Source organism: Citrobacter braakii (genome assembly GCF_002075345.1).
GTDB classification, from domain to species: domain Bacteria; phylum Pseudomonadota; class Gammaproteobacteria; order Enterobacterales; family Enterobacteriaceae; genus Citrobacter; species Citrobacter braakii.
In genome coordinates, this window is sequence record NZ_NAEW01000016.1 from 40161 (window position 1) to 60498 (window position 20338).

18 protein-coding genes are annotated in these 20338 nt (G+C 55.2%); 11 read left to right on the plus strand and 7 right to left on the minus strand.

Translation table 11 applies throughout. From position 1 onward, the window contains the following. Window positions 1-31: 31 nt before the first annotated feature. The 11 genes from hemB (at window position 32) to fbpC (ending at window position 12731) form a co-directional block, all read left to right on the plus strand. Window positions 32-1006, plus strand: a complete 975-nt coding sequence (hemB, locus tag BZK42_RS22430; RefSeq protein ID WP_016151991.1) for a porphobilinogen synthase — start codon at window positions 32-34, stop codon at window positions 1004-1006. Window positions 1007-1517: 511 nt separating this feature from the next. Next, on the plus strand, window positions 1518-2159 hold the full coding sequence (locus tag BZK42_RS22435; protein WP_080860299.1) for a PIG-L deacetylase family protein: 642 nt from the start codon (window positions 1518-1520) through the stop codon (window positions 2157-2159). Between the two features lie 4 nt (window positions 2160-2163). Further along, entirely contained in the window at window positions 2164-3360 is a 1197-nt protein-coding gene (locus BZK42_RS22440) for a glycosyltransferase family 2 protein (RefSeq protein WP_047357666.1), read from the plus strand. Then, window positions 3299-3928, plus strand: coding sequence for an LbetaH domain-containing protein (locus BZK42_RS22445; RefSeq protein WP_047357665.1), 630 nt, complete (start codon window positions 3299-3301; stop codon window positions 3926-3928). Before BZK42_RS22440 ends, BZK42_RS22445 begins: the two co-directional genes overlap by 62 nt. After that, the gene (locus BZK42_RS22450; protein WP_047357664.1) at window positions 3925-4707 is read left to right on the plus strand and encodes a YaiO family outer membrane beta-barrel protein; all 783 of its coding nucleotides are present in this window, start codon (window positions 3925-3927) and stop codon (window positions 4705-4707) included. Before BZK42_RS22445 ends, BZK42_RS22450 begins: the two co-directional genes overlap by 4 nt. A 229-nt stretch (window positions 4708-4936) precedes the next feature. Continuing rightward, complete coding sequence (locus BZK42_RS22455) at window positions 4937-5566, plus strand: response regulator transcription factor (protein WP_029139427.1); 630 nt, start codon at window positions 4937-4939, stop codon at window positions 5564-5566. After that, window positions 5566-7107, plus strand: coding sequence for an MASE1 domain-containing sensor histidine kinase (locus tag BZK42_RS22460; RefSeq protein ID WP_046275611.1), 1542 nt, complete (start codon window positions 5566-5568; stop codon window positions 7105-7107). Before BZK42_RS22455 ends, BZK42_RS22460 begins: the two co-directional genes overlap by 1 nt. Window positions 7108-7192: 85 nt before the next feature. Then, on the plus strand, window positions 7193-8497 hold the full coding sequence (gene uhpC, locus BZK42_RS22465) for an MFS transporter family glucose-6-phosphate receptor UhpC (protein ID WP_080860303.1): 1305 nt from the start codon (window positions 7193-7195) through the stop codon (window positions 8495-8497). Beyond that, window positions 8494-9525 carry an ABC transporter substrate-binding protein gene (locus BZK42_RS22470; protein WP_016151983.1) on the plus strand — a complete coding sequence of 344 codons (1032 nt, stop codon included), beginning with the start codon at window positions 8494-8496 and terminating at the stop codon, window positions 9523-9525. The genes uhpC and BZK42_RS22470 overlap by 4 nt, the downstream gene beginning before the upstream one ends. Window positions 9526-9594: 69 nt before the next feature. Continuing rightward, window positions 9595-11673 (plus strand): ABC transporter permease, encoded by a 2079-nt coding sequence (locus BZK42_RS22475; protein ID WP_080860305.1) that lies wholly within the window; start codon window positions 9595-9597, stop codon window positions 11671-11673. Between the two features lie 11 nt (window positions 11674-11684). Then, complete coding sequence (fbpC, locus tag BZK42_RS22480) at window positions 11685-12731, plus strand: ferric ABC transporter ATP-binding protein (RefSeq protein ID WP_080860307.1); 1047 nt, start codon at window positions 11685-11687, stop codon at window positions 12729-12731. 70 nt (window positions 12732-12801) lie between these two features. Here fbpC and mmuM read toward each other — a convergent pair whose 3' ends face one another. The 7 genes from mmuM to mhpC all read right to left on the minus strand — a co-directional run bounded on the left by mmuM (window position 12802) and on the right by mhpC (window position 20330). Then, window positions 12802-13743 (minus strand): homocysteine S-methyltransferase, encoded by a 942-nt coding sequence (gene mmuM, locus BZK42_RS22485; protein WP_047497862.1) that lies wholly within the window; start codon window positions 13741-13743, stop codon window positions 12802-12804. After that, the gene (gene mmuP, locus BZK42_RS22490) at window positions 13730-15133 is read right to left on the minus strand and encodes an S-methylmethionine permease (protein ID WP_032946968.1); all 1404 of its coding nucleotides are present in this window, start codon (window positions 15131-15133) and stop codon (window positions 13730-13732) included. The genes mmuM and mmuP overlap by 14 nt, the downstream gene beginning before the upstream one ends. A 274-nt stretch (window positions 15134-15407) precedes the next feature. Next, complete coding sequence (gene mhpT, locus BZK42_RS22495) at window positions 15408-16619, minus strand: 3-(3-hydroxy-phenyl)propionate transporter MhpT (RefSeq protein WP_016155816.1); 1212 nt, start codon at window positions 16617-16619, stop codon at window positions 15408-15410. A 68-nt stretch (window positions 16620-16687) separates the two neighbouring features. Continuing rightward, window positions 16688-17701, minus strand: coding sequence for a 4-hydroxy-2-oxovalerate aldolase (gene mhpE / locus BZK42_RS22500; RefSeq protein ID WP_016151976.1), 1014 nt, complete (start codon window positions 17699-17701; stop codon window positions 16688-16690). Beyond that, complete coding sequence (gene mhpF, locus BZK42_RS22505) at window positions 17698-18648, minus strand: acetaldehyde dehydrogenase (RefSeq protein ID WP_080860309.1); 951 nt, start codon at window positions 18646-18648, stop codon at window positions 17698-17700. Before mhpF ends, mhpE begins: the two co-directional genes overlap by 4 nt. Further along, window positions 18645-19454 carry a 2-keto-4-pentenoate hydratase gene (gene mhpD / locus BZK42_RS22510; RefSeq protein ID WP_016151974.1) on the minus strand — a complete coding sequence of 270 codons (810 nt, stop codon included), beginning with the start codon at window positions 19452-19454 and terminating at the stop codon, window positions 18645-18647. The genes mhpF and mhpD overlap by 4 nt, the downstream gene beginning before the upstream one ends. Window positions 19455-19463: 9 nt before the next feature. Beyond that, a complete protein-coding gene (gene mhpC / locus BZK42_RS22515; protein ID WP_019076124.1) occupies window positions 19464-20330 on the minus strand; it encodes a 2-hydroxy-6-oxonona-2,4-dienedioate hydrolase in 867 nt (288 codons plus the stop codon). Window positions 20331-20338: the final 8 nt, after the last annotated feature.

A 20338-nucleotide genomic window follows, 5' to 3' on the forward strand; every position in this document is an offset into this window, starting at 1 on the left:
GGCCTTCGATTCCACAAACATCAGGCATACCATGACAGACCTAATCCAACGCCCTCGCCGCCTGCGCAAATCACCTGCGCTGCGCGCTATGTTTGAAGAGACAACACTCAGCTTAAATGACCTGGTGTTGCCGATCTTTGTTGAAGAAGAACTCGACGATTACAAAGCTATCGAGGCCATGCCCGGCGTGATGCGCATTCCAGAGAAGCATCTGGCGCGCGAAATTGAACGCATTGCTAATGCAGGCATCCGCTCGGTTATGACCTTCGGCATTTCTCATCACACCGATGACACCGGCAGCGATGCCTGGAAAGAAGACGGTCTGGTGGCGCGCATGTCGCGTATCTGTAAGCAGACCGTACCGGAGATGATCGTCATGTCCGACACCTGCTTCTGTGAATACACCTCGCACGGTCACTGCGGCGTATTATGCGAGCACGGCGTTGATAACGATTTAACCCTTGCCAATCTCGGCAAACAGGCGGTCGTTGCCGCCGCTGCGGGCGCAGATTTCATCGCCCCTTCCGCTGCAATGGACGGCCAGGTGCAGGCGATTCGCCAGGCGCTGGATGCCGCGGGCTTTACCGATACCGCGATCATGTCCTACTCCACCAAATTTGCCTCTTCTTTCTATGGCCCATTCCGTGAAGCCGCAGGTACCGCGCTGAAGGGCGATCGTAAAACCTATCAGATGAACCCGATGAACCGTCGGGAAGCAATCCGCGAATCGCTGCTGGATGAAGCCCAGGGCGCAGACTGCCTGATGGTCAAACCGGCTGGCGCATACCTCGATATTCTGCGCGATATCCGCGAGCGCACCGAGCTGCCGATTGGCGCTTATCAGGTCAGCGGTGAATACGCGATGATCAAGTTTGCAGCCCTCGCGGGTGCCATAGATGAAGAGAAAGTGGTGCTGGAAAGCTTAGGCTCGATCAAACGCGCTGGCGCGGATCTGATCTTCAGCTACTTCGCACTGGATCTGGCTGAGAAAAAAATCCTGCGCTAACTTTATTGTGCCATGCCGGGTGGCGTAAACCATCCGGCCTGTTATCGCTAGCCTAAAGATTCTAATGAGTACCAGCGCTCAGCGACTTGCTGTTTATGATTCATTCTGAAAGTAATATCCCCTCTGAAATTCATCATTACAATCAATATCAATTATTCGTAAATGAATACTAAAATGACATATGTATTCTATTCTTCTATTTGAAGGTATAGTTACAGTACAATTTAATAACCTCATCATCTAATTATAAAAAACCAATCACTCAGAAAAATAAAACCAGTAAAAAAATTAATGCATTCATTTTTCTTATTGATTAAGAAAAAACATCCTAACTTTCAATAAATATTATTTTTTGACTAATCAAATTACACATTGTAATATCTTTATTACGACAAACACTAATCCATCCCGTCTTTCCAACAAGAGCTTTAAATATCTGCAAAACAGATATTGTGTTTATATTCATTGAACACCCAAATAACACTCTCATAGAAAAGTGAAGGATTTGCTCATGGTTACATCATACCAAAAAGGGATATTAGCAATCGGTGCCCATCCGGACGATATTGAACTCGGATGTGGTGCCTCGTTATCCCGCTTAATAAAAGAAGGCTATTACGTTACTGCCGTCGTCATGACCGCAGGGGCTGAAGGGTGCGCTTTAAAAGCCGACCGACACGCAGAATCTCAATCGGCATTAACATCATTAGGCTGCCATCAGATTTTTCATTTTCATTTTGAGGACACACGCACACCGTACTTTGTTGATACGATGATCAAATCACTTGAAGACGTCATCACAAATCACATTCCCGCACAAATCAACATCGTGCGAACGTATACTATGCATGATTCTGACCGGCATCAGGATCATCGCGCGGTACATAAGGCTTCTATCGTTGCCTGCCGAAATATTCCCCAGGTTCTCGGTTATGAAACTCCCAGTACCTGGCTGACGTTTGTTCCCCAAGTCTTTGAAAAGGTCAGTGAAAACTGTTTCATTCAAAAACTTCGTGCGCTTTCATTTCACCAAAGCCAGCAGCAACGTGATTATATGCGTACAGAACGTCTGCGTACCGTAGCTCAATTCCGAGGGCAACAGGCCGGATGTGAATTATCTGAAGGTTTTGTTGTTCACAAAATGATTCTCTAATTATATGAAAACAATATTTTTTATTATGATGAGCCTATGTATATTACTTTGGTTCCTCACAACCTTAAAACGAAAACCTAGTTTACGTAACGACAGTATTGACGCCATTATTCCGGCCTATAACGAAGGTCCTTGCCTGGCACAATCGCTGGAAAACTTGTTATTAAATCCTTATTTTCATCGAGTCATATGTGTAAACGATGGTTCCACTGATGATACCGAAATCATTATGCATAAGGTGAAAGAAAAATGGGGAGAACGCCTGATTACCGTGACGCAAAAGAATACCGGGAAAGGTGGCGCCTTAATGAATGGATTAAACTATGCTACCTGTGAGCAGGTTTTTTTAAGCGATGCTGACACCTATGTCCCTCCTGATGGTGACGGTATGGGATTCATGTTAGCAGAAATAGAAAATGGCGCCGATGCCGTTGGTGGAATCCCCTCAACACATCTGCCTGGTGCTGGATTGCTGCCACATATCCGTGCAACGGTAAAACTTCCGATGATCGTAATGAAGCGGACATTACAGCAGTTGCTCGGCGGTGCGCCTTTTATTATTAGCGGAGCCTGCGGCATGTTTCGTACTGATGTGCTACGCAAATTTGGTTTTTCCGATCGTACCAAGGTGGAGGATCTCGATTTAACCTGGACCCTGGTCGCGAATGGTTATTGTATCCGTCAGGCAAACCGCTGCATTGTTTATCCTCAGGAGTGCAATACCTTGGGCGATGAATGGAAACGATGGCGGCGATGGATCGTGGGCTATGCCGTTTGCATGCGTCTGCATAAATCACTCATCCTCAGCAGATTCGGCATCTTCAGCATACTCCCAATGGTGCTGGTCGTGTTGTATGGCGTAGCAATCTATCTCATTACATGGCAACACATCACGCTCACTATCGGCCCACATGCGATTGTGCTTTCCTTGTTTCCCATTATTTGGGTTGGAGTGGTTTGCTCAATTGGAGCATTTAGTGCCTGGTATCACCGATGCTGGAAACTTATTTTCCTTGCGCCTTTTTCTGTTTTTTACGTACTTCTGGCTTATTTAATTTGGATTGTATATGGACTTATTGCCTTTTTTACTGGACGAGAACCCCTACGTGACAAACCCACACGCTATACCGCGGTGGTGGATGCGCCAAACAATAACGCCCCCTCAGCTACCCGCGGTGGTGAAGAACTATCTAAAGCTTAGCGAACAGAATAATAAGTCAGTATCCATTGCACCTGGCGTTGTTATTGATGAAAGCGCGGGAGCGGTGACGATCGGTGCTGGCAGTAAAATTTGTCATGGTGCAGTTATTCAGGGGCCTGTCGTAATTGGGGCCGATTGCATTATTGGTAATTACGCCTTTATTCGACCGGGTTGCTTAATTGGCAATCAAGTACGTATTGGCTATGGCACCGAAATCAAAAACGCAGTATTGGAATCGACGACCACCATCGGTCCCCAATGCTTTATTTCTGACTCGGTTATTGGCAAAGGCGCTTACCTGGGCGCGCAGGTAAGAACCAGCAATCATCGCCTCGATGGTAAAACCGTGCATGTCAGGCTGGACGATGAAGACATTGATACAGGCTGCGAAAAATTAGGGTGTTATATCGGTCCCGGTGCGCGGCTTGGTGTTCAGGTCATTATTTTACCTGGCCGATATATCGCAGCTGAAAGCACAATTGGCCCACGGATAACCATCGAGCAAAACCTGCCAAAAGGTAAATATATCCTCAAACAAGAGATCTCCTGTCTCGTAGGTGAAGAATAATGAAAAGGACTTTATTTGTATCGTTGATACTCAGCACGGCTTCTCTCCCGGCTGAAGCAACCGACCTGAACCTGACAGCCGGATACGACTTTACTGATTATTCGGCAAGGCATGGCACCCGTAACGTCATGTTCAGCGAATTAAAGACGCAGATTGACGATGGTGCCGCGGTTTTCAATATTTCCGAAGGCAGACGCGATTACGACAACGGTGAATCATGGAACGCGTTACGTGGCCGCGCGACCGTTTGGTATAACTGGAATCAGTGGTTATCAACAAAAACGGGTCTGGCAATTGCCGAAAACACCCCCGTTTTTGCCAGACGCGATGCTCAGCAGGATATCAGCGTAAAAGTTCTGCCTAAAACCGTATTTACCTTTGGTTATCGCTATGCCAACTACTTTGACGATACGGACGTCAATGCTTTTTCAGGCGGAATATCTCTGTATACCGGACCGTTTATCACCTCATGGCGTTATACGCATTACGATACTGAAGATGCTGGGGGAAGCTATAGCCACATCGTTTCACTGCGCCTGAACGACCTGAACGGTAAAGGCAATACGCAGCTCTGGGTAAGCCGCGGAACGGGAGCCTATACCTATGACTGGTCACCGGACACCAAAAAAGGAACGTTAAAAAGCATCAGCCTGCGTCGCAATCAGCCGCTGACCGAGCAATTAACTCTCGGTCTTGCCCTCGGCAAACAATGGTATGACACGCCGGTTGAGAGCTATCACAGCCAGCAAATTCTCGCCGATCTCACCTGGCAGTTTTAAATCTCTCCCCCTCGATAGGGGAGAATCAACCACCAATGAAATAGCCATTCTCTCAGCCCTCACGCCGCCATCCATTAATCAATGCCGGATACGCAACGCTTATCCGTCCTACAACACCCGGCAAATTATTGCGATTTTGTTACATTCGTTACATATCAGCGCCACGGGGATTGCCAGCGCGGCGCTGGCAGGCATCATAGATGCCATTGTCAGGCAAGAGAGCAAGATCATGATTCATGTTGTGCTGGTGGATGACCATGTGGTGGTGCGTTCCGGCTTTGCGCAATTACTCAGTCTCGAAGACGATCTCAACGTTGCTGGCCAGTACAGCAGCGCGGCCCAGGCGTGGCCTGCATTACTGCATGATGACGTCAACGTTGCGGTGATGGATATCGCCATGCCAGATGAAAATGGCCTGAGCCTGTTAAAACGACTGCGGGCGCAGAAGCCCGGTTTTCGCGCCATTATTCTCAGCATCTATGACTCACCCACGTTTGTGCAAAGCGCACTGGATGCCGGTGCCAGCGGTTATCTGACCAAACGTTGCGGACCGGAGGAACTGGTGCAGGCGGTACGATCGGTTGGTATGGGCGGGCATTACCTGTGCGCCGACGCGCTGCGGGCGCTACGCGGCGGCGAACAGCCCGCGCAGGTACTGGAGGTATTGACCCCGCGCGAGCGCGAAGTGTTTGATCTGCTGGTCAAAGGCGACAGCGTAAAAGAGATCGCCTTCAAGCTCGACCTCAGCCATAAAACGGTGCACGTTCATCGTGCGAACGTGCTGGGCAAACTGCAATGCCACAGCACCATCGATCTGGTGCATTTTGCACTCGACCACCAGTTGCTGACGGGGCATTAATGTCACGCAGCCTTCGTCATTGGGTTATTTCTCTGTTTATTCTGCTGGCCTGGGGATCGGGCTGGCTGATGCTGTGGACGCTGGGGTTTTACCTGACCCACAACGGCCAGCAGGCAGCGCTATTCCTGCCGCACGGCGTCTATCTCGCCCTGCTAATCCTGCTTTCTCGCCGTTACTGGCCCGCGCTGGTACTGCCGCCGGTGCTGATGCTGTTCTGGTTGCACAGCGAGCAATTAGTGAATGGCTATATCCTGCTGGTTGCGCCGTTGATTAGCCTGATCCCGGCGAGTATCGGCCAGTCATACTGGCACCGCTTCCCCCTTTACTGGCAGCGCTTAACGCTGCTGCTGGCCGCGGTGACGATCACGTCATTGCTCAATACCCTCCTGCTTTCACCGTTTATCCAAAGCCCGGCAACGTTAATTGGCCTGGCATCGTTTACCGGCGGCGTGCTGCTGACGCCGTTTGTCTATCTGATCTATGAATTTCTGCGCCAGCAGCACCGTTATCATTTGCTCGGACTGGATACCACCAATCCCCCCCTGCGTACCTCGCTTATCATCTGGTGCAGTCTGTTCTTCATTATTGGCATAGGTACCCAGATGGTGCTGTCACCAGAGATCGAGCGCCTGCTGCTAATCGTAGTGTTCTTACCAAACGTGGTGATGGCGTGGAAATTTGGCTGGCAGGGCGGCGTGTTGTCCGGACTGCTCGGCAGTATGATGATCACCATCGCCCGGCAAATCGGCGTCGGGTTCAGCAATTTACTGGAGTTGGAGATTTTCCTCGCCACCCAGGCGCTGCTGGGCATAGGGCTCGGGATCGCTATCAGCCGCCAGCAGCATCTGGCGCAAAACCTGCACCATTATCGCCAGCGTCTGGAAGCCGAACTGGCAGCGCGACGCGCGCTGACCGAACAACTGATCCGCACCGAGGAAAATACGCGCAAAAGCCTGGCGCGGGAGCTACACGACGAAATTGGTCAGAACATCACCGCCATTCAAATTCAGTCGCAACTGGTCAAGCGCGCGCCGGGTCGCGAGCAAACGCTTGAAGCGGCAAATCAGATCAACGACCTTGCCCGGCGCATTCACCACTCCACCCGCCAACTGCTGCGCCAGCTACGACCGCCCGCGCTCGATGAACTGGCCTTTAAAGATGCACTGCATCATCTGGTGAATGAATTTGCCTTTGCCGAACGCGGCATTCGCTGTTGGTTTGACTATCAGCTTGAAAATACGCCAGAAAATGAAACGGTGCGTTTCACACTGTATCGCCTGCTGCAGGAGTTGCTCAATAACGTCTGTAAACATGCCGACGCCAGCGAAGTGTCGATTACGCTGCGCCAGCAGGAACACCGCGTGTTTCTGCACGTCGCTGACAACGGTGTAGGTATTCTCGCAGAGAAAATCCCCGGGTTCGGTATCCAGGGGATGCGTGAGCGGGTCAGCGCCCTTGGCGGCGAACTGACGCTCGAATCGAACAACGGCACGCGGGTAATTGTTAACCTGCCCACAAATTTGCAACAAATCAGCCGTTAACCAGGAAAAAGTCTTAGTCACTGCGGACTTTATCTCATCCCATTTTACTTTCACTTTCCTATAGTCAGCACAAACGGAGGCTGCCATGCATGCACGTGCATCACGCGAAACAGACCAACAATACCGGGTGCTACGCCCCCGGCTGCTGATGTGTATGGTGATTGGGTACGCCGCGTTTTATCTGACGCGCAAAAGCGTTAACTACGTCCTCCCGGCGCTGCAAACGGATCTGGGTCTGGATAAAGGCGATATCGGCCTGCTGGGATCGCTGTTTTATCTGACCTATGGCCTGTCGAAATTCACCGCCGGGCTATGGCACGACAGCCACGGACAGCGCGCGTTTATGGGCATTGGCCTGTTTGCCACCGGCGTTTTAAACGTGCTGTTCGCCTTTGGTGAATCGCTGACGCTGCTCCTGGTGGTCTGGACGCTGAACGGATTTTTTCAGGGCTGGGGCTGGCCGCCCTGCGCCCGATTATTGACCCACTGGTACTCGCGCAACGAACGCGGCTTCTGGTGGGGCTGCTGGAATATGTCGATCAACATCGGTGGGGCCATCATTCCGCTGATTAGCGCCTTTGCCGCCCACTGGTGGGGTTGGCAGGCAGCCATGCTGGCTCCAGGAATAATCAGCATGGCGTTAGGCGTCTGGCTCACCCTGCAACTGAAAGGCACGCCCCGGGAAGAAGGCTTACCCACGGTTGGGGAATGGCGGCAAGACCCGCTGGAGTTGCGTCAGGAGCAGCAAAGTCCGCCGATGGGGCTGTGGCAAATGTTACGCATCACCATGCTGAAGAACCCGATGATCTGGCTACTCGGTGTGTCATATGTGTTGGTCTATTTGATCCGCATTGCGCTCAACGACTGGGGCAACATCTGGCTGACGGAAAGCCACGGTGTGAACCTGCTCAGCGCCAATGCCACGGTAATGCTGTTTGAAGTCGGTGGCTTGCTGGGGGCGCTGTTTGCCGGATGGGGTTCGGATCTGCTGTTCAGCGGTCAGCGTGCGCCAATGATTTTGCTGTTCACACTTGGGCTGATGGTCTCCGTCGCCGCGCTGTGGCTGGCGCCGGTGCACCACTATGCGCTACTGGCAGTGTGTTTCTTTACCGTGGGCTTTTTTGTGTTTGGCCCACAGATGCTAATTGGCCTCGCGGCCGTGGAATGCGGACATAAAGCGGCAGCAGGTTCAATTACTGGTTTTCTCGGGCTGTTCGCCTATCTGGGGGCCGCGCTGGCGGGTTGGCCGCTGTCGCTGGTCATAGAACACTACGGCTGGTCGGGAATGTTCAGTTTGCTCTCGGTTGCCGCTGTCTTTATGGGTTTATTGCTGATGCCATTGCTCATTGCGGGCATTCCCCCTTCTCTCAGTCAAAGGATAAAACAATGAAACTGACGCTTACCTCTACCCTAATTGCCTCCGCTCTGACGCTGGCAGCCTTCAGCAGTGCAGCTCAGGCGCAGGGTCGTCTGGTGGTGTATTGCAGCGCCACCAACGAAATGTGCGAAACCGAAACCAAAGCCTTCGGTGAAAAATATGATGTGAAGACTTCATTCATTCGCAACGGCTCAGGCAGTACGCTGGCGAAAGTGGATGCCGAGAAGAAAAACCCGCAAGCGGATGTCTGGTACGGCGGTACGCTGGATCCACAGTCTCAGGCCGGTGAAATGGGGCTGCTGCAGCCGTATAAATCACCAAACCTCGAACAAATCATGGAGAAGTTTCGCGATCCGGCAAAAGTGAAAGGCAACCTCTCCTCGGCGGTTTATGTCGGTATTCTGGGCTTTGGCGTCAATACCCAGCGCCTGAAAGAGAAAAACCTACCGGTGCCAAAATGCTGGAAGGATCTGACCAAACCGGAATACAAAGGCGAAATCCAGATTGCTGATCCGCAAAGCTCCGGTACCGCCTATACCGCACTGGCGACCTTTGCCCAACTGTGGGGGGAAGATCAGGCCTTTGACTACCTGAAACAGCTCAACGCCAACGTCTCCCAGTACACCAAATCCGGCATTGCCCCGGCGCGTAACGCCGCCCGTGGCGAAACGGCTATCGGCATCGGTTTCTTGCACGACTACTCGCTGGAAAAAGAACAGGGCGCACCGCTGGAACTTGTCTCACCGTGCGAAGGTACCGGTTATGAAATCGGCGGTGTCAGCATCCTGAAAGGCGCGCGCAACCTCGATAACGCCAAACTGTTCGTTGACTGGGTACTGTCGAAAGACGCGCAGGAGCTGGCGTGGAAGAAAGGTAAATCCTATCAGATCCTGACCAACACCACCGCCGAGACGTCCCCTAACTCGCTGAAGCTCGACGACCTGAAGCTTATCAATTACGACATGGATAAGTACGGCTCGACCGACGTGCGTAAGGCCCTGATCAATAAGTGGGTCAGCGAAGTGAAGATGGGTAAATAACCCCAGATTTGCGTTCATTTGCCGGATACGGCCTTAACGCCATATCCGGCCTGAAATACCGGAACCGCTATGTCACACACACTTGCACTCCATCCCGTGAAAAAACGGGATGCGATATTTCTTTGGATTTTACTCGGCTGGCTGGCGTTTGCCCTGCTGCCGAGCTGGAGCCTGGACTACGGTCTGCTGGAATCGACGCGTGAAGAAATTCTCGCCGCCTACGGCTGGTCACAGTTCAATATCAGTTGGCTCTGGTATCTGCTGCCAAGCCTGCTGCTGGTGCGCCCGTTCCATGAAGCCAGACGCGAACAGCGCAGCCGCCATTATTTTGACGCGGGCTGGGCGTTTTTCTGTATGGCCTTTATCGTCACCAGCGCGACTCTTGAGGGGCGCGGCTTAGGCTATGCCACCATCGTGCTGTTTGTGGCACTTGGCGCGATCATGACCCTGGCGCTCACCCGTCTGGAATGGCTGGGCGGCGACCGTTTCGTCATCGGCTCGCTCACCGCGATTGTCGCGCTGATCGGTATTTTTATCGTCTGGCCAAGTATCGCTATTTTCATTCCGATGTTCACCAACGACGCCGGGGAATTTGCTCCGCTGGCGTTTATGAATGTGCTGTCGCAGGCGCATATCATTCAGGTGATCCTCAACTCGATTATGCTGTCGATTGCCGTCGGCGTCGGCTGTACCTTCTTTGGCCTGGTGCTGGCTATCTACACCACCCGTATCGCGAAACGCAGCGCCATTATCGGACGTATTTTCTCGATTCTGCCGATCGTCACCCCGCCGTTTGTTGTGGGTTTAGGTGTAACGCTGATGATGGGACGCTCCGGTTACATCACCGAATTTATGGTCGAATGGTTTGGTTTGACCAACACCAACTGGCTGTACGGTTTTACCGGCATCTGGCTGGCGCAGGTGCTGGCCTTCACTCCGATGGCGTTTATGATCCTCGACGGGGCGATCAAAACCATTCATCCGTCGCTGGAGGAGGCGTCATACACCCTGCGCGCCAGCCGCTGGCAAACCTTTAACGGCGTGTTTGTCCCGCTGCTAAAACCGGCACTGGCAAACGCCTTTTTAATTGTGGTGGTGCAGTCGCTGGCCGACTTCAGTAACCCGCTGGTGCTTGGCGGTAACTTCGACGTGCTGGCAACGCAAATCTACTTCTATATCACCGGCTCCCAGCTCGACTACCAGGCCGCCAGTACGCTGGGTGCCTTCCTGTTGCTGTTCTCGCTGCTGGTGTTCTGCGTGCAGTACATGTGGATTGGTAAACGCTCGTACGTCACCGTTTCCGGTAAATCCTATCGGGGCGACGTGCAGCCGCTGCCGGTAACGCTGGTATGGAGCGTGGTCGCGCTGCTGGCAGTGTGGATTGCCTTTAACGCCCTGCTCTATGGCAGCATTTTCTACGGCAGTTTCACCGTAAACTGGGGCGTGGACTACACCCTGACGCTGGCGAACTTTACCAAACTGTTCGGTCAGGGAATGAGCGACGGCGCGTGGCCTTCACTGCTCGACACCCTGCTCTACGCCGGGATTGCCGCGCCGATCACCGCTATCTTCGGCCTGCTGATCGCATGGGTTGTGGTGCGTCAGCAGTTTAAAGGCAAAAAGACCATCGAGTTCACCACTATGCTGTGCTTTGCCGTTCCGGGCACCGTAGCGGGCGTGTCGTACATTCTGGCCTTTAACAGCGCCCCGGTATACCTCACCGGCACCGCCGCCATCGTGATTATCTCAATGGTAATGCGTAATGTCCCGGTCGGTATCCGGGCGGGCATTGCGGGCTTAGGCCAAATCGATAAATCGCTGGATGAAGCCTCGCTCAGTCTGCGTGCCGGTTCCCTGCGCACCATTACGCATATCCTGTTGCCGCTGCTGCGCCCGGCGATCCTCTCAGCGCTGATCTACAGCTTTGTGCGCGCCATTACCACCGTCAGCGCCATTGTGTTCCTCGTCACGCCGGATACCCGCGTGGCCACGGCCTACATCCTGAACCGCGTAGAAGACGGCGAATACGGCGTGGCGATTGCCTACGGTTCCATTTTAATCGTGGTGATGCTGGCGATTATTTTCATCTTTGACTGGCTGATCGGTGAATCACGTACCTCCCGTTCAAAAGCCAAAAACCAGGCGTAATGGAGCGCACTATGACTCAGAAAAATTTCGTTGAACTGCGCAACGTCACTAAACGATTTGGCAGCAACACGGTTATCGACAATATCAATCTCACCATTCCGCAGGGGCAAATGGTAACGCTGCTCGGCCCGTCCGGCTGCGGTAAAACCACCATCTTGCGTCTGGTTGCCGGGCTGGAAAAACCGAGCGAAGGACAAATTTTCATTGATGGCGAAGACGTTACCCATCGTTCTATTCAGCAGCGCGATATCTGTATGGTGTTTCAGTCATATGCCCTGTTCCCGCACATGTCGTTAGGGGAGAACGTCGGTTATGGCCTGAAGATGCTCGGCGTGTCGCGCGTGGAGGTGAAAACCCGCGTCAAAGAGGCGCTGGCGATGGTGGATCTGGAAGGATTTGAAGACCGCTTTGTCGATCAGATCTCCGGCGGTCAGCAGCAGCGCGTGGCGCTGGCCCGTGCGTTGATCCTCAAACCGAAAGTGCTGCTGTTTGATGAGCCGTTAAGTAACCTGGACGCCAACCTGCGTCGCAGCATGCGCGACAAGATCCGCGAGCTGCAAAAGCAGTTTGATATCACCTCGCTGTACGTCACCCACGATCAGAGCGAAGCCTTTGCGGTTTCCGATACCGTACTGGTGATGAACAAGGGACACATCATGCAGATCGGCTCGCCGCAGGATCTCTATCGCCAGCCCGCCTCCCGCTTTATGGCGAGCTTTATGGGCGATGCCAACCTGTTCCCGGCCACTTTCAGCGACAGATACGTTGATATCTACGGCTATCATCTGCCGCGCCCACTGCACTTTAGCGATCAAGGCGAGGGCATGGTAGGCGTGCGCCCGGAAGCGATCACGCTCAGCGACCGCGGCGAAGAGAGCCAACGCTGCGTGATCAGCCATGTCGCGTATATGGGCCCCCAATATGAGGTCACGGTGGAGTGGCACGGACAGGAGATTTTATTGCAGGTCAACGCTACGCGTCTGCAGCCGGACGTCGGCGAGCAGTATTATCTCGAAATCCATCCGTACGGCATGTTTGTGCTGGCGGATGCGGCATAAAGTGTTACCCATGTTTCCGGTTCATACCGTATCGCCATCTGGCAAAAAATGCCCGATGGCGGCTTACGTCTTATCGGGCCTGGGCCTGAACTTTTAACGCGGCAATATCCGCAGGCGTGGTGCGACAGCACCCGCCAATCAATCGTGCACCAGCGGCCTGCCACTGTGGCAGATAATCCGCCAGTTGCGCACAAGACTCACCGTGATGATGCCAGGTTTTGCTCGCGGCATCGTACTGCTCGCCCGAATTCGGATACACCACCAGCGGCAGCGCCGTTAAGCCGTGTAAATGCTGCAACGCAGCGGTGGTGTTTTCCAGCGCAATGCAGTTAATGCCTAACGCCACCACCTGCGGATAATCCGCCAGCAACGCGACCACGTCACGCAGCGGCGTACCGTCGCTCAGGTGCTCGCTGTCACGCAGAGTAAATGAGAACCAGGCACGCGCACGCGGGTACGCGGTCAACAGCGCAGCCAGTGCGCCAATCTCGACAAAATTCGGCAGGGTTTCGCAGGCCAGCAGATCGGCCCCGGCATCCAGCAATGCTTCCACGCGCGGGCGATGAAACGCCTGGAACGCCTCGGCGCTGCGCTGGTAATCGCCACGGTATTCAGAGCCGTCCGCCAGATACGCGCCGTAAGGTCCGACAGATCCCGCCACCAACAGCGTGCCCGCTTGCGGGTTCTCTGCCAGATACGCTTCACGCGCTTTACGCGCCAGCTCCACGCTTTTGCCAATCAGCGCTTTCGACTGCGCTTCATCCAGGCCACGCGCGGCAAAGCCCGCCGGTGTCGCCTGATAGCTGGCGGTGATCGCGCATTGCGCCCCCGCCCGGTAATAATCAAGATGCACTTCGCGGATAAGCTCCGGGTTTTCTACCAGCACTTTGGCTGACCACAGGCTGTCGGCTAAGTTACACCCTCGCGCTTCCAGCTCCGTCGCCATCGCGCCATCCAGTAACAGGACATCCTGTTTCTCAAGGAGAGCGCGTAACGGATTATTCTGCGACATGTTCTGGCTCCTGTTTTGCGTTACGGGGTTGAGTAAGGAAATATGCACCATAGCACAACGCAACAAACGGTAACCCGCACCACAACGCAATTCTCTGCGCTGGATCGAATGCCAGCCCTACACAGGCCACCAGGCACAACACAAATCCCAATACCGGCACCAGCGGATACCACGGCGCACGATAATGTAATGCACTCAATGCCTTACCCTGTTGCAGATGACGGCGGCGAAAAACAAAGTGCGAAGCGCAGATGCTCAGCCACACCGCCACCACCGCAAACCCGGAGATTGCCGACAGCGCGACAAATACCGTGTCCGGGGCCACCACGCTGGAAAACAGCGCCAGTACGCCGCCGAGCATACTGACCGACAGCGCCGTCAGCGGCACGCCGTTTTTCGTTACTCGCGCAAAACAGGCTGGCAGCGTACGTTCATTCGACAGCGACCAGAGCATGCGCCCGGAGGCATACAGCCCGGAGTTCGCCGCAGAAAGAATGGCTGTCAGGATCACGAAGTTAAAAATATCGGCGGCGTACGGAATACCTACCTTCTCAAACACCAGCACAAACGGGCTTTTCTCCACGCCCGCCTGCTGCATCGGGATCAGCGCCGCCAGCACAAACACGGTGCCGATAAAGAAAATAATCAGTCGCGCGATGGTGGTACGAATCGCCACCGGGATCACCTTGCGCGGATTTTCCGTTTCACCGGCGGCAATACCGATAAGCTCCGTTCCCGAAAAAGCAAAGTTCACCGCCACCATCGTCATCAGGATCGGTAAGCCACCATGCGGGAACCAACCTTCCGCTGTGATATTACTTAGCCCCGGCGCGGGCGAGCCATCCTGCATCGGGATAAAGCCAAAAATCGCCGCCCCGCCGAGGATAATAAAGGCGATGATAGTGACCACTTTCACCAGTGAGAACCAGAACTCCCCTTCGGCAAAAAAGCGCGTGGAGATAACGTTCAGGCCAAAAATAATCACACAGAACACCACGCACCAGACCCATACTGGCACCAACGGAAACCAGTACTGCATACAGAATCCGGCAGCGGTAAAACTCGAACCAAGCGCTACGGTCCAGGTCAGCCAGTAGAGCCAGGCCACGGTATACCCCGTCGCCGGGCCGAGATAGCGCGCGGCATAGACGTGAAACGCCCCGGTCTCCGGCATCGCGACCGACAGCTCGCCCAGACACTGCATAACCAGCCAGACCACCAGCGCGCCAATCAGATAGGCCAGCAGCGTTCCCGCGGCCCCGGTAGTGGAGATGATGTAGCCGGTATTGAAGAATAACCCTGTGCCAATCACGCCGCCTAAGGAGAGCATAATCAGGTGACGCGTTTTCATCGTGCGCTTCAGTGGCGCATTTTGTTGTGTTGTTTGCATATAACCTTCTAAACGTATGGACATCTAAACATCCAAAGAAGGTGTGTTATACCGCGTTTGTTAACACAATGCAAAGTCAACCCTGCACCAGACGCAGATGACCGCGCCGGGCGCTTAATACCGGGTGGGGGTTAATTATCAAATATAAAAAGGGCCGCCAGCTCATAACGCCTCCGTTGCCAGGCTTTACATAAACTCTGGCAACGTCATCGCCGGCTGGCGTTCACCCGGAAGTGGGAACCGTATCTCCCCACTCATACAACCGAACGATTGCTTATGAGCCACTGGTCGGGATCGGCATCTGCGATTTACGGCTCATCAGGAAAAATACCGCCAGCCCTGCCAGTAAAATGCCCGGCGCAGAAGCTGCCATCACGCCTACCGTTCCAGTGCCGAGCGCTAACATTTTTCCTGCCAGCAGCGGGCCGCTCATCGCCCCCAGACGCCCAACGGCGACGGCGGTACCCACGCCTGTCGCGCGGATCTGCGTGCTGTAAAACAGCGGAGCCAGCGCATACAGCACGCTTTGTCCTCCAGTGGCAAACATCCCCGCCACAAATCCAGCCATCAGCATACCGCTCAATGACGACACCGTCCCCAGCGCCAGCAACGAAGCCAACATCCCGGTGTAGATCAGAAGCGACATGACCACCGGGCGCAGTTTGTCCATTAACGCCCCGAGAATTAACGTGCCGCTGGCCGCGCCGATTTGCAGAGCAAACATCACGCCAGCCGCCTGCGAGGGCTGAAAGCCCTGCTCCACCAGCAGCATCGGCAGCCAGTTGATCAGCATATACACCACCAGCAGGGTGAAGAAATAGCACAGCCACAGCAGCAGCGTGGCTGTGGCGGTAGCAGGTGCGAACAGGGCGCGCAACGGCGCGGCGGCCACCTGCGTTTGCTGGGCATAAACCTGTGATTCCGGCAGCCAGCGCATCAACAACGGCACCAACAGCAGCGGGATCACTCCGCCAACCCAGAACACCGTTTGCCAGGCGGCGGCCAGACCGCTAAACCCGAGCGCCGCCGCTAACGCCGCACCAATCGGTACGCCGCAGTACATCAGGCTCACCGCCGTACCGCGAAAACGCGGGCCCGCCGCTTCGGAGGTCAGCGCGATCAGATTCGGCAACGCCGCGCCCAACCCGACGCCGGTCATCAGACGGGCAAACACCAGCGACGAGAAATCCCAGGAAATCGCCGTCGCCAGCGAGAACAGGCCGAACAGCGCCACGGAGGCAATAAGAATACGCTTGCGGCCATAGCGATCGGCCAGCATGCCGCCCACCAGCGCGCCGGGCAGCAGTCCGAGAATGCCCGCACTGAAGATCCAGCCCATCTGCATTTTATCCAACGCAAACGCCTGGGCGATACCGACGGCAGCGATCCCGGCGGCCTGTAGATCCAGCCCTTCCATCAGGGCAACTAAAAAGCAAAGCCCGACGGTTAACGTCAGGCGGTAAGATGTGGGGGTACGGGTAGTCATAAGATGTACCTCTGAGGTCACGATGCAGGTGAGTCGCGGCTGATACGTTGCCAGCCGCGTAATCATTTTTATTTGCTATTGCGCAGATCCAGCGCCACGTCGACGATCATATCTTCCTGGCCGCCCACCATTCGGCGTTTGCCCAATTCAACCAGAATATCGACCGCGCTCAGGCCATAACGCGCCGCCGCCACTTCGCAGTGACGCAAGAAGCTGGAGTACACCCCGGCATAGCCCAGTGCCAGCGTTTCGCGATCCACCCGCACCGGACGGTCCTGCAACGGACGCACCAGATCGTCGGCGGCGTCCATCAGCGCATACAGATCGGTGCCGTGCTGCCAGCCGAGCTTATCCGCAGCGGCGATAAATACTTCCAGCGGCGCGTTGCCCGCGCCAGCGCCCATACCCGCCAGGCTGGCGTCGATACGGTCGCAGCCCTCTTCCACCGCGGCAATCGAGTTCGCCACGCCAAGACTCAGGTTGTGATGCGCATGCATTCCGGTTTCTGTCTCCGGCTTCAGCACCGCTTTCAGGGCGCGGAAGCGGGCGCGAATATCGCTCATATTCATTGCCCCGCCGGAATCGACCACGTAGATACACGTCGCGCCGTAGTTTTCCATCAGCTTCGCCTGCTGCGCCAGATTCTCCGGCGTGGTCATATGGCTCATCATCAGAAAGCCGACGGTATCCATGCCGAGCTCACGCGCGTACTGAATATGCTGGGCCGACACGTCCGCTTCGGTGCAGTGGGTCGCCACACGCACCACTCGCGCGCCGGCCTGATACGCGTTTTTCAGGTCATGAAGAGTGCCGATGCCCGGCAGCAACAGCGTGGCGATCTTTGCGTGTTTGACCACGTCTGCTGCCGCTTCAATCCACTCGAGATCGCTGTGCGCGCCAAAGCCGTAGTTAAAGCTGGAACCTTGTAAACCGTCGCCGTGGGCCACCTCAATGGAATCAACCCGCGCGTCGTCCAGCGCTTTGGCAATCTGGCGTACGTTTTCCAGCGAATACTGGTGACGAATCGCATGCATACCGTCGCGCAGGGTCACGTCAGAGATATAGAGTTTTTTACCGTTCATGCTGCTTCTCCTGCCTGACGGGTGAGTGACTGCGCCATCTGCTCAGCGGTCGCCAGCGCGCTGGAAGTCATAATGTCGAGGTTGCCCGCGTAGGCGGGTAAATAGTGCGCCGCACCTTCCACTTCCAGATACACCGCGGTTTTCAGCCCGGAAAACTGACCAATACCCGGCAGATTCACCGGTTTATCCTGCGGGATGACTTCAAACTGGACGCGCTGTTTCAGGCGATAGCCCGGCACATACGCCTGCACCGCCGCCGCCATGTCATTAATCGACGCTTCAACATCAAGCTGGGAGGCCGCTTCGCTCAACACATACACCGTGTCGCGCATCATCAGCGGCGGCTCAGCCGGGTTAAGTACGATAATGGCTTTGCCTTTAGCCGCGCCCCCCACCACTTCAATCGCCTTCGAGGTGGTTTCGGTAAACTCGTCGATATTGGCGCGGGTGCCCGGCCCCGCAGATTTACTGGCGATCGAGGCGATAATCTCGGCGTAATGGACTTTTGCCACGCGAGAAACCGCCGCCACCATCGGGATGGTCGCCTGCCCGCCGCAGGTCACCATATTGACGTTCTGTTGGTCAACGTTAGCCTCCAGATTCACCACCGGAACGCAGTACGGGCCGATCGCTGCGGGCGTCAGGTCGATCAGACGGATCCCCGGTTTTACGGCGCGCAGCGCGGCGTCATTTTTCACGTGCGCGCCCGCGCTGGTGGCATCAAACACGATGTCGATGTCGGCGAATTCTGGCATCGCAAGAAGCCCCGTCACCCCTTCATGGGTGGTGGCAACGCCCATACGCCGGGCGCGTGCCAGACCGTCGGATTGCGGATCAATCCCCACCATCACCGCCATCTCCAGACGTACGCCGTGACGCAGAATTTTAATCATCAAATCGGTGCCGATGTTGCCAGAGCCGATAATGGCGACTTTACGCTTACTCATGACTGACTTCCTTTTGTAACCGCCGCTGAAAAGGTGGCGGCAACTGAACCAATACCGTCGATATGGGCTTCGAAACGATCGCCCGCATTCACCGCCACCATCGGGCCTAACGCCCCGGTGAGAATAATGTCCCCGGCACGCAGCGGCTCGCCAAGGCTGGCCATTTTGCGCGCCAGCCACACGGCGGCGTTGATCGGATGTCCCAGACATTCGCTACCACGCCCGCTGGAAACCTCTTCGTTATTGCGCGTCATTTTCATCGCACAGTTTTTCAGATCTAATCCTGCCGGACGCTGTGCCGGACCGCCGACCACATACACACCACAGGAGGCGTTATCCGCCACGGTATCAACAAACTTGATCGACCAGTCGCGAATACGGCTGCCGACCACTTCCAGCGCGGGTAGCACCCACTCGATGGCGTTGTACAGCTCGTCAAAGGTGGTATCGGCATTGGGCAGATCGCGGTTCAGCACCAGCGCAATCTCCGCTTCAATACGCGGTTGTAGCACGCGGGCAAACGCAATGGTGTCGTTGTCGCCGTAGCACATGTCGGCGAACAGCGTGCCGAAGTCCGGCTGATCGACGCCCAGTTGCTGTTGCACTTTCGGGTGCGTCAGCCCCACTTTGCGCCCGACGACGCGACGCCCGCGCGCCACGTCATACTGCACATTGATACGCTGAATGGCGTAGGCCGCTTCGGCGTTATCCACGCCGATCAGTTCACGCAGCGGGGCGATAGCGTCCCCTTTTTCCTCAGCCTGACGTAAATCGGCGGCTAACTGCTCAAGATTAAGATTCGTCATGTCCGTTCCTTAAGGGCGTGCGAGGAAGTTCAGCACCAGCTGGTTAAAAGCATCCGCATGTTCCCACTGTGCCCAGTGCCCGCAGTCGCGGTAGATGTGCAGCTCAGACCCGGCAATCCCGGAGAGCAGGCGCAGGCCGGCGTCCATCGGCACGAAGCGGTCGTTGCGTCCCCAGACAATCAGGGTCCGGGCTTTGATTTCCCCCAGGCGCGGGCTGAAATCCGGAAACTGTTTCGGGTTGGCTTCAAGGCTGTGGACAAAGTTTTCCAGGTGATCGCGACGCGACAGCATGTTATTCAGACGAGCCTCAAACAGCGCCTCGGTCAGGTCGCTGGTGTCGAAGACAAAGATCTCCATCATCAGCTTCAGGTTCTCGATGGTCGGTTCGCGGTACAGCTGATTCAGGCGCTTGATGCCTTCGGTCGGCATCGGGGTAAACAGGCTCATGCCCCCCGTCCCGCCGCCCATCAGCACCAGCTTGCCCACACGCTCCGGCCAGCTCAGGGTGAACGCCACGGCACTGTGGCCCCCCATCGAGTTGCCCAGCAGATGGATTTTCTGAATATCCAACTGATCGACCACGCTTTTCAGGATGCGAGCATTAAGATCGGATCGCGAACCGCGGTTAACGATGCCATCGCTTTTGCCCCAGCCAGGACAATCCAGCAGGATCACCCGGTATCCAGCCTCCACCAGCGGATCGATATTGCGGCTGAAGTTCGCCCAGCCCGTCGCACCCGGACCAGATCCATGCAACAGCACGACGGTCTCTTCGCCCTGCCCACAGTCATTGAAATGCACGCGCAGCGTTTCGCCTGCTTCCTGCACCTGCAGAAAACGACTGGTTGCGGCTTCGGTTTGCGGTTGGTAAGTCATGATGTTCT